A 13,731-nucleotide genomic window follows, 5' to 3' on the forward strand; every position below is an offset into this window, starting at 1 on the left:
CAGTTTAGGTTTATGTGTATAAGTTACACTATCTTAATAATCCGCTAAAATATCAGATTTTCTTTAGATTTCAATATTGTTGGATCTATTTCTTTTACAAGGAGGACCTCAGGAATTGCTTTTATGTTTTCCAAAAGTGCGTCCAGGTCTTCCTGATCGATGAAATGTTTGACCATCAGGAAGTAATCAAAACTTAAGATTTCGGGTATCAACGCTGCCCCTTCAATGGATCTATTGCTGAGGAGGTAGAATTCGAATTCGAAAGTTTGGTTATGATAGCGGAAGATATTGTAATGGTGCTGAACGGTCGGCTTGTTCTTTTTTGTCTCGTAGATGATGTGGTAATCGAGTTCATCTTTGGGTTTTTCCTTTTCGTGACCGTTATGGTCGAGGTAATCTTCCTTTCCGTAGACAAATTGGAGGCCGGTATGTTTGTTGATGAAATGACAGAGCCTATAGTCTCTCAGGACAGAGCTGATCCCTATGAGCACAAAATCCAATTCGAGGTCAAAGTCAGTTTCAAGTTTAAAAGTTATTTTGCTCAAGTCTGTAGCGTTTGATGAATTACAAAATTACGTTTTTATGGGATTTAACCTTAGTATTTACGTAAAAATAACATTAATTATGCATTAAGTTTGTAAAACTTTATTTGTTTTAGTATTATTGAATAAAGGTAAATAATGAGGTGTTGAAAAACATTATTAATGAATGCTTTGTTCTTTATTTGAATCCAAAAGTCAAAAAGATTTGATAATTGGGAATATTTATTTTTTCTTTGCACAGATTTATTAAACAATTAAACTAGAAAATCATGTCAGATATCGCATCAAGAGTAAAAGCAATTATCGTAGAAAAGTTAGGTGTAGACGAAAATGAAGTAACACCAGAAGCTTCTTTCACGAATGATTTAGGTGCAGACTCACTTGATACAGTTGAGTTGATCATGGAATTCGAAAAAGAATTCAACGTTGCAATTCCTGATGACCAAGCTGAAAACATCAGTACTGTAGGTCAAGCAATCGCTTACTTAGAAAAAAACGTTAACTAACTAATTTTATTAGGCCAAACATCATAAATGGAGCTTAAGAGAGTAGTTGTAACAGGATTAGGCGCACTTACACCTATAGGTAATACGGTTCCAGAATACTGGGACGGTTTAGTTAACGGTGTAAGTGGAGCCGCTCCTATCACGCATTTCGATGCGTCCAAATTCAAGACCCAATTTGCCTGTGAAGTAAAGGGATTCGATCCGCACGACTTCATGGATCGCAAAGAGGCGCGTAAATTGGACCCATTCGTTCAGTATGCCATCGCTTCCACAGATGAGGCGGTAAAGGATGCTGGATTAGAATTTGATAAATTAGACAGGACCCGTATCGGAGTGATCTGGGGTTCTGGTATTGGCGGTTTGACCACTTTCTCGGAGGAGGTTGCTACCTTCTCTAAAGGAGACGGTACACCTAGGTTCAACCCGTTCTTTATACCCAAGATGCTAATTGACTTAGCACCGGGACATATTTCCATGCGACATGGTCTTCAAGGTCCCAATTTCTCAGCTGTATCTGCGTGTGCTTCCGCTACGAATGCCATGATCGATGCCTTTACGTACATCCGTTCGGGAAGGGCAGACATCATCATTACCGGTGGATCAGAAGCGACAATCAATGAAGCTGGAATTGGTGGTTTCAATGCCATGCACGCACTTTCTACCCGCAATGATGATCCGAAAACGGCTTCTCGTCCATTCGACAAGGACCGTGACGGTTTCGTATCGGGTGAAGGTTCAGGTGCCATCATCCTGGAAAGCTTGGAGCATGCCTTGGCACGTGGTGCGAAGATCTATGCTGAAGTTGTGGGCGGTGGTATGAGTGCAGATGCGTATCACATTACGGCATCTCACCCAGAAGGGCAGGGCGCGAAGCTGGCCATGACAATGGCGATCAAAGATGCTGGGATGGACTTCTCGGATATCGACTACATCAATGTACACGGTACATCGACTCCGGTTGGTGATGTGAGCGAGACCAAAGCCATCGTGGATCTTTTCGGCGAACATGCTTACAATTTAAATATCAGCTCTACAAAATCCATGACAGGTCACCTACTGGGTGCTGCAGGAGCCGTAGAGGCAATCGCTTCCATCTTGGCAGTGAAAAATGATATTGTACCTCCAACGATCAATCACTTCACCGATGATCCTGAAATTGACAACCGCTTGAATTTTACATTCAACAAGGCGCAAGAACGGGTCGTGAATGCAGCGTTGAGTAACACCTTCGGTTTCGGAGGACACAATGCGACTGTAATCGTGAAAAAGTATAATGGTTAAAATGGTTTCATTTTTAACCGTGTTAAAGAAAATAAATAGGTAGTTGGGACCCAACTACCTATTTGCTATTTAGCGAAAACATGGCAATCGCTCAAGTTTATAATCTATATCTCTCCCCCAATCGACAGTACGTTCGAAGGCTTAAAAACTTATTAGGTTTCGTTCCTGGGAATATTAGGCTCTATCAAATGGCATTTCGGCATAAATCAGTAGCCGTTATGATCAAGGATGGTGTCAAGAACAGCAACGAACGATTGGAGTTCCTTGGGGATGCGGTATTGGGTTCCGTGGTTGCCGAACTGCTCTTCAAATTGTATCCCTATAAAGACGAGGGCTTCCTGACCGAGATGCGCTCCAAGATCGTATCCCGGGCAAACCTCAACCAGCTTTCCCGCAAACTGGGGTTCAATGAAATGATCGAGTTTGATGCACGCATGATCAGTTACCCCAATAAGCAGGGATCCCTGTTGGGGGATGCCTTTGAGGCCTTGATCGGTGCGGTATATCTCGATAAGGGCTATACCTTCACCCGCGAATTCCTCCTTTCACGTATCATCAAGCCACATGTGGACATCCATACCCTGGAGGTCACCGAGACGAATTTCAAGAGCCGTCTGATCGAATGGTGCCAACATACCGGAAAGGAAATCAGTTTCGTGCTGGTGGATAATCCAGAAGGTGAATCCAATAAGATGTTTTCGGTTGTTGCCGTTGTCGATGGTGAAGAATGTGGCCTTGGCCGCGATTTCAATAAGAAGAGTGCCGAAAAGATCGCCGCAGAAAAAGCCTGCGAGTACCTCAAGATCTTTGACGGCGAATAGGAATCTCCATTGCTTACTTTCCTAGTTCCATGCTTGGCTTTTTAAACAAAGTCATGAGCTCCTCCATTTCCTGTCCGCGCCCCATTGCACGTGGATTTTGGGGTTGAAAATGGCAAAAATAATGTACCTTTGCCGGCATGGCATCAATTAAACCATCATTAGCAAAAGGAACACGCGATTTCTCTCCGGTGGAGATGGATAAGCGGAATCATATTTTCAATACCTTAAAGGCCATTTTCAGCAAGTATGGCTACAGTGAAATTCAGACGCCAACCTTTGAGAATCTGCAGACCCTGACCGGCAAGTACGGGGATGAAGGCGATCGGTTGATCTTTAAGATCCTGAACTCTGGAGATTACCTTGGAAAAGCACCGGAAGAGCTGCTCTCGGCGAAGAATTCTGCTAGCCTGATTTCCCATATATCAGAAAAAGCCCTGCGCTATGACCTAACGGTTCCCTTTGCGCGCTATGTGGTGATGCACCAAAATGATATTGCCCTTCCTTTCAAGCGTTTTCAGATCCAACCGGTATGGCGTGCGGACCGTCCGCAACGAGGAAGATACCGCGAGTTCTACCAATGTGATGTGGATGTCGTGGGATCAGAATCGCTGTTGAACGAAGCCGAGTTCATCCTGATCTACCACGAAGCATTGACTGCCTTTGGATTGAAGGATTTCAATATCAAGTTGAACAACCGCAAGATTCTTTCCGGGATTGCTGAGGTCGTGGGTAAACCGGACCTGATCGTGGATATGACCGTGGCGATCGATAAGTTGGATAAGATTGGATTGGACGGGGTCAATAAGGAACTTTTGGAACGAGGCTTTACGCAGGATGACCTAGCTACCCTAGAACCAATCATTGCATTGAGTGGAAGCAATACCGAAAAGATTGCCGCTATGAAATCGGTGCTTTCAAATTCGACTGTCGGTCTGGAAGGTGTGGCCGAGTTGGAGGAGGTATTTGCGTACCTGACAAAATTTGGACGTGCAGATCTGCTGGAATATGTGGTTGAGGTAGACATTACCCTGGCCCGCGGATTGAACTATTATACAGGATGTATCTTTGAGGTGAAGACTAACGAGGTACAGATGGGCAGCATCGGTGGTGGTGGCCGTTACGATGACCTGACGGGCATGTTTGGGCTAAAAGGCTTGACTGGCGTTGGGGTGTCCTTCGGTGCAGACCGGATCTATGACGTACTCAATGAACTTGACCTGTTCCCAAAAGAGGGTTCGGCACGCACCAAGTTGTTGATCGTTAATTTCGATTCCGGACTGGAATCTTTTACCCTGCCGCTATTGAATCAACTTCGTGCTGCAGATATCGCCGTTGAACTGTACCCATCGGCTGTCAAGCTGAAAAAGCAGATGAGCTACGCGGATGCCAAACAGATCCCGTATGTGTTGTTGGTGGGGGATGAGGAGGTGAATTCCGGAGAACTATCATTGAAAAACATGCAGACCGGAGCACAGGAGAAGATACGGACAGCAGAGCTGATCGAGAAACTGAAATAATACAACGACCCAATGGGTCGTTTTTTTTTGTGTTCCCTGTGGAACTGTCGTTGCGGGCTGATGATGCCTTGGATTTGGTAGCCAATGCATGAATTACTATCTTTAAGTTATTGAAATTTAATCGTCTTTGCCGGTACGGGGTAGGATACAGGTCCGATCTGGATTGCTGAGCGGAGGTGGATGGCCTACAAGGTTGAGCGCTGTAAGTGTTTTTTTGACACAAAGCATATAATTCGGTTATTTGTAACCTAAAATTTATCAATAATGTCGGTTATTTTGATTAAATTTGTAGTCAGTTTAGTAAAGAAATTCAATACTTAGAAATGAGTTCAACACCTATAACAAAAGAAACCTACCTAGAGTGGTATGAATCCATGCTGCTCATGCGCAAATTTGAAGAGAAATCTGGTCAACTTTATGGACAGCAAAAAATCCGTGGATTTTGTCACTTGTATATCGGACAGGAAGCTGTCGTAGCGGGTACCATGTCCGTGATCAAGCCTGAAGATTCGTTGATTACCGCTTACCGTGATCACGCCCATGCGATTGCAAAGGGTGTTTCTGCGGATGCATGTATGGCTGAGCTTTTTGGTAAAGCGACAGGATGTTCAAAAGGTAAAGGTGGATCGATGCACTTCTTCTCGAAGGAGCACAAATTTATGGGCGGCCACGGTATCGTTGGTGGTCAGATCCCATTGGGTGCTGGTATTGCTTTTGCTGAAAAGTACTTGGGTACCGACAATGTAAACATCTGTTATATGGGTGATGGTGCGGTGCGTCAGGGTGCTTTCAATGAGACTTTGAACATGGCGATGTTATGGAAACTTCCCGTAATCTTTGTTTGTGAGAACAATGGTTATGCGATGGGTACTTCCGTAAAACGTACAACCAACATGCAGGATATCTACAAAATGGGTCTTGGTTTCGATATGCCAAGTGCACCGGTTGATGGCATGGATGTTGTTGCCGTTCATAACGCAATGGATGAGGCGGTTCAACGTGCGCGTGCAGGTGAAGGACCTACATTCTTGGAAATCCGTACGTACCGCTATAAAGGACACTCGATGTCCGATCCGGCGAAATACCGTACGAAAGAAGAATTGGAAGAATACAAAGAGCGTGATCCAATTATCGCTGTGAAGCATGCGATCGTTGAGAACAAATATGCAGACCAAGCATGGTTTGACGAAGTAGAAGCGAAGGTGAAGAAAATTGTTGATGATTCAGTGAAATTTGCTGAGGAGTCACCATATCCAGATGCTTCAGAAATCTATAAAGATGTATATGTACAAGAGGACTATCCTTTTGTAATGGACTAATTAACGGAAATTACTTTAACTAAAATAGAATAATCTTAGAAGATGGCTGAAGTAGTAAAAATGCCTAAAATGAGCGATACGATGACCGAAGGTGTTATCGCGAAATGGCACAAAAAAGTTGGAGATAAAGTGAACTCCGGAGATCTGATCGCCGAAGTAGAAACGGATAAAGCAACAATGGACTTTGAATCCTATCAGGAAGGTACATTGTTGTATATCGGCCCAAAAGAGGGTGACGCTGTTCCCGTTGATTCCGTGATTGCGGTGTTGGGTGATGAAGGCGAGGATTACGAAGCCTTGTTGAAAGAAGATGGTGGATCGGAAAAGAAAGAAGCGCCTAAGGACGATAAAGCTGAAGGTAAGGAGAGCAAAGATGCTCCTGCTGAGAAAGCCGGTGAAGCACCAGCTGAAGCCGTTAGTGATGTAACTGCGGAAGATTTGGGTGTAACGGTGATCACAATGCCTTTATTGAGCGATACAATGACTGAAGGTGTTATCGCGCAATGGAACTTCAAAGTTGGTGATACCATTAAATCTGACGATGCTATCGCAGATGTGGAAACCGATAAAGCGACAATGGAGGTGACAGCCTATGCAGATGGTACTTTATTGTACGTCGGTCTAGAAGCTGGTCAAGCGGCAAAGGTTAACGATATTATTGCTATCGTTGGTCCTGCCGGAACAGACGTGACTCCTTTATTGAACCAAAAACCTGCTGCTGCAAAATCAGCAGATAAGAACGAAGAATCGAAGAAAGAAGAAAGCAAGTCAGCAGCTCCAGCAGCTAAAGAAGAGGCCGCTCCGGCAGCATCTTCCGATGACTCCCGCGTAAAGGCATCTCCTTTGGCGAGAAAAATTGCAAAAGATAAAGGTATCGACCTGAACCAGGTAAAAGGATCGGCAGAAAACGGCCGTATCGTGAAGAAGGATGTAGAGAACTTTACACCTTCGGCAGCACCGGCTGCGGCGGCGTCTACTGCTGCACCTGCGGCACAGGCTGGCGAAACCAAAACAATCAGCTTGCCAACGTACGTTGGGGAAGAGCGCTTTACAGAGAAACCGGTTAACCAAATGCGTAAAACTATCGCACGCAGATTATCGGAATCCCTATTTACAGCACCTCACTTCTACCTAACGATCAGCGTGGATATGGATAACGCAATGGCTGCGCGTGCACAGATCAATGAAGTTGCGCCGGTGAAAGTATCGTTCAACGATATCGTTATCAAAGCTGTTGCTATTGCATTGAAGCAACATCCTGCCGTGAACTCTTCATGGTTAGGCGATAAGATCCGTTACAACGAGCATACCAATATCGGTGTGGCAATCGCTGTAGAGGATGGATTATTGGTGCCTGTAGTGCGTTTCGCAGATGGTAAATCTTTGTCTCACATCTCTGCTGAGGTGAAGGATTTCGCACAGAAAGCGAAAAACAAGAAATTACAGCCATCCGATTGGGAAGGATCAACATTTACAGTTTCCAACTTGGGTATGTTCGGAATTGATGAATTTACATCAATCATCAACTCTCCAGATGGAGCGATCCTATCCGTAGGTGCTATCCACCAGGTTCCAGTGGTGAAAAATGGTGCCGTGGTACCGGGTAATGTAATGAAATTGACGCTAGGATGTGACCACCGCGTTGTGGATGGAGCAACTGGAGCACAATTCCTACAAACATTGAAAGCATTGCTTGAAGCGCCAATTCGTTTATTGGCATAATCAGCAACCAGGATATACAAGGAAAGGCCGCAAGAAATTGCGGCCTTTTGCGTTGAGGGAATTCCGCTTTATTTGGCTTCACGCCTAAAAATTTGCAATCATGCGTACTATATAGTGGACTCGCCCGTTTAGGTTGTGGTTGTTTACGGCTAGCTCATGAACCGGGAGTTGAAATTGTTACGTATTTTTTTTGCCAAAAGAAAGCTAATTATATTGTAAGTTGTCACATTAAGTAGTAATTTGTGAGCTAGGTAATTTTTAGGAGAAGTAGATTTACATGATTGAGATTAAAAGCATATCTATTAAGAATGCATTGATAATATTGGGGTTTGGAGCCATGACGATGATGTCGTGCTCATCCCCTGAAGCGAAGGAGAAACAAGTAAAGGTTGATCAGGGTAAAAAGGACAGTATTGCCCTGTTGTATGATCCGGCAAACGCCGATAAGCAGATTGAAGCCTTTATGCAGAACCTGCACAAGAAATCGGCATTCAACGGGAATGTGTTGGTTGCCAAACAAGGCAAGATCCTCTATGAGGGTTCCTTCGGGTGGGCGGACTACCTGTTGAAGGATAGCCTGAACATCAAGTCCCAGTTTGAGCTGGCGTCAGCATCCAAGCCGATTACGGCCATCGGTGTGATGAAGCTCATCGAAGATGGGAAGCTGAAGATGGAAAACACCGTCAATGATTTCTATCCGGATTTTCCATTTCCGGGGATCACCATCAAGCAATTGCTATCCCACCGTTCCGGACTTCCAAACTATGTGTATTTCTCGGAAGATGTTTGGCCGGACCGTAAAAAGGCGATGACCAACCAGGACGCCATGAACCTGTTGATCGAGCATAAACCGAACCGCTATGGCGCACCGGATGGTCGCTTCCATTACAACAATTCGAACTATATGGTCCTCGGCGCTATCGTTGAGAAAGTGACGGGTCAGGATTTCGCTGTGTATATGAAAGAAAAGGTGTTCGATCCTGCAGGGATGAAGAATACGGCGGTCTATTCGAAGGCGGTTTATGAAAAAATCCCGACCAAAGTTATCGGTCATGACCGGACTTGGCGGAGATCGGTTGTTCAGAATTACCAGGATGGCCCAGTTGGCGATAAGGGAATCTACAGTACAGTGGAAGATATGTACCTGCTGGATCTAGCGATCAAGGACGGTCGGATGCTGCAAAAGGCGACCTTGGATTCCATGTATATACCCCGCAGCGATGCAAAACGCAGTCTTTTCAGTTATGGTTATGGATGGCGCACATTCAGTCCGCCAGGAAATCCGATCGTTTACCATACAGGATGGTGGCATGGCTTCAAGAGCCTGTATGTTCGGGATCTGAAGAACGATGTGACCATCGTATTGCTTACAAATATGGCAAATGGCAGCCTAAATCATCTGGATGACTTGTATAAGATTCTAGAAATGCCTATTTTGAGACAGAATGCATACAATGCAAGTGGTGAATTAGTAAATTAAACCTAATAGATATTACAGATGAAAAAGACCTTGATTTTAGGTGCAAGTACCAATCCAGCAAGATATTCTTACCTGGTAGCGAATAAATTGGTTCGTAAGGGCCACCCGATTGTGAATGTAGGTCGTAAGACGGGAAAGGTTGCGGGCGTTGAAATCGAGCCTGCTGAAGCGATCCATACGGATATTGACACGATTACCCTGTATGTGGGGCCACAGAATCAAGCACCATATTATGATTATATCTTGAATACGAAGCCAAAGCGCATCATTTTCAACCCGGGTGCGGAGAATGCGGAACTGGCGGACAAGGCGCGGGCTGCCGGCATTGAAGTGGTGGAAGCATGTACCTTGGTGATGCTGAATACGGGTCAATTCTAAGCTGCAGTTTCCATTTGGCGATTTGAAAGAATCGTGCGGAGAAATTCCGGTAAATGAAAGAGCTATATGGTGGGCAAATGCCCACCTTTTTTATTTTCAGCAAATGGTACTGGTGGTTGGTGGGGGAGTTGCGTGGCTGGGGATATTTTTTAAAAATAATTGACTAATTATTTGATAGTTATAAAATTGTTTGTACTTTTGCAGTCCCTTAATGGGAGAACTGTGTCTTGAGCGAAGCCCTACTGCTTCGATGGACGTTTAATTAATTTATTTATAACATGTCAGGAATTATTGGTAAAAAAGTAGGAATGACCAGCCTGTTCAATGCTGATGGGAAGAACATCCCATGTACAGTAATCGAGGCTGGGCCGTGCGTGGTAACGCAGATACGTACGGTAGAGAAGGATGGCTATGCTGCTATTCAACTTGGCTATGATGATGCCAAGGAGAAGAACACGACAGCTCCTTTAAAAGGACACTTTGCAAAGGCAGACGTTAGTCCTAAGCGTAAACTAGTTGAATTCAAAACCTTTACGGATGAGAAATCACTAGGAGACATCGTTGATGTTACTTTATTCGAGGAAGGTGAGTACGTAGATGTTGCGGGTACTTCCAAAGGTAAAGGATTTCAAGGTGTAATGAAGCGTCACGGATTTGGTGGTGTAGGTGGTGCGACTCACGGTCAGCACAACAGACTACGTGCGCCAGGTTCCTTAGGAGCTTCATCATGGCCTTCCAGAGTATTCAAAGGAATGCGTATGGCTGGTCGTACAGGTGGCGAGAGAGTAAAAGTTCAAAACTTACAAGTATTGAAAGTTTACCCTGAGCAAAACCTAATCGTTGTAAGTGGTTCCGTACCAGGAGCTAAGGGTTCATATGTAATCGTAGACAAATAGTAGAGATGGAAGTTAAAGTATTCAATTTATCAGGTAAAGAAACAGGTGCCAAGGTGCAACTTCCTGAGACGGTATTCGGTGTTGAGCCAAACGACCATGCGATCTATTTGGATGTGAAACAATACTTAGCGAACCAACGCCAAGGAACTCACAAATCAAAACAACGTAATGAAATCGCGGGTTCAACTCGTAAATTACACAAACAAAAAGGTACTGGTGGTGCTCGTGCGGGTTCTATCAAATCTCCATTGTTTAACGGTGGTGGTCGTGTATTCGGTCCACAGCCTCGTGACTACAGCTTTAAATTGAACAAGAAATTAAAGCAATTGGCACGTAAATCCGCATTAAGCTACAAAGCACAAGAGAACAATGTTGTGGTATTAGACGAAGTGAACTTCGATTCGATCAAAACAAAGAACTACGTTGCCCTAGTTAATGCATTGAACATTGCTGACGAGAAAACTTTATTGGTATTGCCAGCATACAATAACAATGTTTATTTATCAAGCAGAAACTTGAAGAAAGCAAAAGTTATCGTAGCATCTGAGTTGAATACATACGATGTATTGAACGCTACGAAATTGTTGTTAACATCAGATTCTGTTAAATCTTTGGAGGAGGCATTCGCTAAGTAATATGGAAATTATCAAAAAACCGATCTTAACTGAGAAAGCTTCATTGTTAACGGAGAAATTGAACCGTTACTCTTTCAAAGTAGATCATAGAGCAAACAAGATCCAAATCAAAAATGCTGTTGAGCAAATGTTCGGTGTTACTGTTGTTTCAGTAAACACGGCAGTTGTTGCGGGTAAAGCAAAAAGCCGCTACACAAAAGCAGGATTTGTATCCGGCAGAAGCCCTAAGTATAAGAAAGCCATCATCACGGTGAAAGATGGTGAAACAATTGACTTTTACAGTACACTATAATAAGAAATGGCAGTTAAAAGATTCAAACCGGTTACCCCTGGTACTCGTTTCAGAGTAGGTGCTGATTATTCAGACGTTACAACTAACGTTCCTGAGAAATCATTAGTAGTTAGCATCAAGAAGTCAGGTGGTCGTAATAACTCCGGTAAAATGACTATGCGTTACATCGGTGGGGGACATAAGAAAGCATACCGATTAATTGATTTCAAACGCGATAAAAAAGATATCCCTGCAAAAGTAGCTACCATCGAGTACGATCCAAACCGTACAGCACGTATTGCATTATTGCACTACGCAGATGGTGAGAAACGTTACATCATTGCTCCAGCTGGATTGACAGTAGGACAAACAGTAGTAGCAGGTGATACAGTTGCCCCAGAAGTAGGAAATACATTACCATTGGCAAACATCCCATTGGGTTCTATCATTCACAACATTGAATTGAATCCAGGTCAAGGTGGTTCCATCGCACGTTCAGCAGGTACATATGCACAATTGTCTGCACGTGATGGTAAGTATGCTATTATCAAATTGCCATCGGGCGAGACACGCATGATCTTATTGACATGTGTCGCTACGATCGGTTCTGTATCGAACGCAGAGAAAGCGAACCAAGTATTGGGTAAAGCTGGACGTAAGCGTTGGTTAGGCCGTCGTCCTCGCGTTCGTGGTGTGGCTATGAACCCGGTTGATCACCCTATGGGTGGTGGTGAAGGCCGTACTTCAGGAGGTCACCCTCGTTCAAGAACAGGTGTGTTGGCTAAAGGCTACAAAACACGCTACAAGAAGAAAACATCGAATCGTTACATCATTGAGAGAAGGAAAAAATAATGGCTCGTTCAATTAAAAAAGGTCCTTATATCGATCACAACTTAGAAAGAAAAGTTCTTTCTATGAATGAAACAAACAAGAAGTCAGTAATCAAGACTTGGTCTCGTAGATCAATGATTTCACCTGATTTTGTTGGCCATACCTTCGCAGTGCACAACGGGAATAAATTCATTCCAGTTTATGTAACAGAGAATATGGTCGGTCACAAGCTTGGTGAATTCGCGCCTACGCGTACATTCAGAGGCCACGCAGAAAAGAAAAAATAATAGGTAATGGAAGCAACAAAAAAACTCAAAAAATCTGTTTTAATTAAACAGCGCAAAGAGCAGGAAAAAGCTCAAGTAGGAGGAGCTTCTACTGCCAAGTTATTGAATTGCCCTACTTCCCCGCGCAAAATGCGCTTAGTAGTGGATCTTATCCGTGGTCAGAAAGTAGAGAATGCACTTTACATCTTGAAGCACACTGGTAAAGAAGCTGCCGTTCGCGTTGAGAAATTATTATTATCAGCGATCAAGAACTGGGAAGCGAAAAACGAAGGTGCATCAGTAGAAGACGGTGGTCTTTTTGTAAAGGAAGTATCTGTAGGTGGCGGTCGTCAATTGAAGAGATTACGTCCTGCACCACAAGGTCGCGGTTACAGAATCCGTAAGCGTTCTAACCACGTAACATTGGTAGTAGATAGTTTAAATAACGTAAACAACTAATAACATTAAGAATGGGACAAAAAGCAAATCCAATAGGTAGCAGATTAGGAATCATCAAAGGATGGGATTCTAATTGGTTCGGAGGCAACAACTATTCTGATAAGTTAGTTGAGGACGAAAAAATCAGAAAATATCTTTCAGTACGTATCGCTAAAGGCGGTGTTGCGAAAGTGGTTATCGAGCGTACGTTGAAACGTATCACGGTAACTATCCACACAGCACGTCCAGGGATCGTAATTGGTAAAGGTGGTCAAGAAGTTGATAAGATCAAAGAAGAGTTAAAGAAATTAACGAAGAAAGATGTTCAAATCAACATTTTCGAGATCAAACGTCCAGAATTGGATGCGAAACTAGTTGCTGAAGGTATTGCAAAACAATTAGAAGCTCGTATTTCATTCCGTCGTGCTATGAAGACTTCGATCGCGTCTACGATGCGTATGGGAGCTGAAGGTATCAAAGTAATGTGTTCAGGTCGTTTGGGTGGTGCTGAGATGGCACGTACCGAGCAGTACAAAGAAGGAAGAACTCCTTTGCACACATTGCGTGCTGATATCGACTATGCATTGGCAGAAGCGTTGACTACATACGGTAAGATCGGTGTCAAAGTATGGATCTGTAAAGGTGAAGTATATGGCAAGCGTGATCTAAGCCCGAACATCGGTCAGGCATCTGGTGTGAAATCACGTGGTGGCAACGAAGGTGGTGAAAACCGTCGTGACAACCGTGGCGGAGGTCGTAGAGACAACCGTGGTGGTGGCCGTCGTGATAACAACCGTGGTGGAAAAAGAGATTAATTAACAAGAAGAC

16 protein-coding genes are annotated in these 13,731 nt (G+C 43.9%); 15 read left to right on the forward strand and 1 reads right to left on the reverse strand.

Annotated elements, in window-relative coordinates:
• Positions 1–44: 44 nt before the first annotated feature.
• Complete coding sequence (locus G6N79_RS05785) at positions 45–545, reverse strand: IPExxxVDY family protein (RefSeq protein WP_103906732.1); 501 nt, start codon at positions 543–545, stop codon at positions 45–47.
• Positions 546–811: 266 nt separating this feature from the next.
• On the opposite strand from G6N79_RS05785, the gene G6N79_RS05790 reads away from it, so the two are divergent.
• The 15 genes from G6N79_RS05790 (at position 812) to rpsC (ending at position 13,718) form a co-directional block, all read left to right on the forward strand.
• Positions 812–1,048 (forward strand): acyl carrier protein, encoded by a 237-nt coding sequence (locus tag G6N79_RS05790; protein ID WP_079643602.1) that lies wholly within the window; start codon positions 812–814, stop codon positions 1,046–1,048.
• Between the two features lie 27 nt (positions 1,049–1,075).
• Positions 1,076–2,329 (forward strand): beta-ketoacyl-ACP synthase II, encoded by a 1,254-nt coding sequence (gene fabF / locus G6N79_RS05795; protein WP_103906733.1) that lies wholly within the window; start codon positions 1,076–1,078, stop codon positions 2,327–2,329.
• An 80-nt stretch (positions 2,330–2,409) separates the two neighbouring features.
• Positions 2,410–3,150 (forward strand): ribonuclease III, encoded by a 741-nt coding sequence (gene rnc / locus G6N79_RS05800; RefSeq protein WP_103906734.1) that lies wholly within the window; start codon positions 2,410–2,412, stop codon positions 3,148–3,150.
• A 137-nt stretch (positions 3,151–3,287) separates the two neighbouring features.
• Positions 3,288–4,667 (forward strand): histidine--tRNA ligase, encoded by a 1,380-nt coding sequence (gene hisS, locus G6N79_RS05805; protein WP_103906735.1) that lies wholly within the window; start codon positions 3,288–3,290, stop codon positions 4,665–4,667.
• 323 nt (positions 4,668–4,990) lie between these two features.
• Positions 4,991–5,986 carry a pyruvate dehydrogenase (acetyl-transferring) E1 component subunit alpha gene (gene pdhA, locus G6N79_RS05810; RefSeq protein ID WP_103906736.1) on the forward strand — a complete coding sequence of 332 codons (996 nt, stop codon included), beginning with the start codon at positions 4,991–4,993 and terminating at the stop codon, positions 5,984–5,986.
• Positions 5,987–6,028: 42 nt separating this feature from the next.
• A complete protein-coding gene (locus tag G6N79_RS05815) occupies positions 6,029–7,708 on the forward strand; it encodes a pyruvate dehydrogenase complex dihydrolipoamide acetyltransferase (RefSeq protein ID WP_103906737.1) in 1,680 nt (559 codons plus the stop codon).
• Positions 7,709–7,985: 277 nt separating this feature from the next.
• Positions 7,986–9,188 (forward strand): serine hydrolase domain-containing protein, encoded by a 1,203-nt coding sequence (locus G6N79_RS05820; protein WP_200818808.1) that lies wholly within the window; start codon positions 7,986–7,988, stop codon positions 9,186–9,188.
• An 18-nt stretch (positions 9,189–9,206) separates the two neighbouring features.
• Positions 9,207–9,566 carry a CoA-binding protein gene (locus G6N79_RS05825; RefSeq protein WP_103906738.1) on the forward strand — a complete coding sequence of 120 codons (360 nt, stop codon included), beginning with the start codon at positions 9,207–9,209 and terminating at the stop codon, positions 9,564–9,566.
• Positions 9,567–9,844: 278 nt separating this feature from the next.
• Positions 9,845–10,462, forward strand: a complete 618-nt coding sequence (rplC, locus tag G6N79_RS05830) for a 50S ribosomal protein L3 (protein ID WP_103906739.1) — start codon at positions 9,845–9,847, stop codon at positions 10,460–10,462.
• Between the two features lie 5 nt (positions 10,463–10,467).
• Positions 10,468–11,097, forward strand: a complete 630-nt coding sequence (gene rplD, locus G6N79_RS05835) for a 50S ribosomal protein L4 (RefSeq protein ID WP_103906740.1) — start codon at positions 10,468–10,470, stop codon at positions 11,095–11,097.
• A 1-nt stretch (position 11,098) separates the two neighbouring features.
• Entirely contained in the window at positions 11,099–11,389 is a 291-nt protein-coding gene (gene rplW / locus G6N79_RS05840; protein WP_103906741.1) for a 50S ribosomal protein L23, read from the forward strand.
• A 6-nt stretch (positions 11,390–11,395) separates the two neighbouring features.
• Entirely contained in the window at positions 11,396–12,220 is an 825-nt protein-coding gene (gene rplB, locus G6N79_RS05845) for a 50S ribosomal protein L2 (RefSeq protein ID WP_103906742.1), read from the forward strand.
• Positions 12,220–12,486: a 30S ribosomal protein S19 gene (gene rpsS / locus G6N79_RS05850; protein WP_002997495.1), complete on the forward strand. Its 267-nt coding sequence runs from the start codon at positions 12,220–12,222 to the stop codon at positions 12,484–12,486. Before rplB ends, rpsS begins: the two co-directional genes overlap by 1 nt.
• Positions 12,487–12,492: 6 nt before the next feature.
• A complete protein-coding gene (rplV, locus tag G6N79_RS05855; RefSeq protein ID WP_103906743.1) occupies positions 12,493–12,924 on the forward strand; it encodes a 50S ribosomal protein L22 in 432 nt (143 codons plus the stop codon).
• A gap of 11 nt (positions 12,925–12,935) precedes the next feature.
• Complete coding sequence (rpsC, locus tag G6N79_RS05860; RefSeq protein ID WP_103906744.1) at positions 12,936–13,718, forward strand: 30S ribosomal protein S3; 783 nt, start codon at positions 12,936–12,938, stop codon at positions 13,716–13,718.
• Positions 13,719–13,731 lie beyond the last annotated feature (13 nt).

The organism is Sphingobacterium lactis, assembly GCF_011046555.1.
GTDB classification, from domain to species: domain Bacteria; phylum Bacteroidota; class Bacteroidia; order Sphingobacteriales; family Sphingobacteriaceae; genus Sphingobacterium; species Sphingobacterium lactis.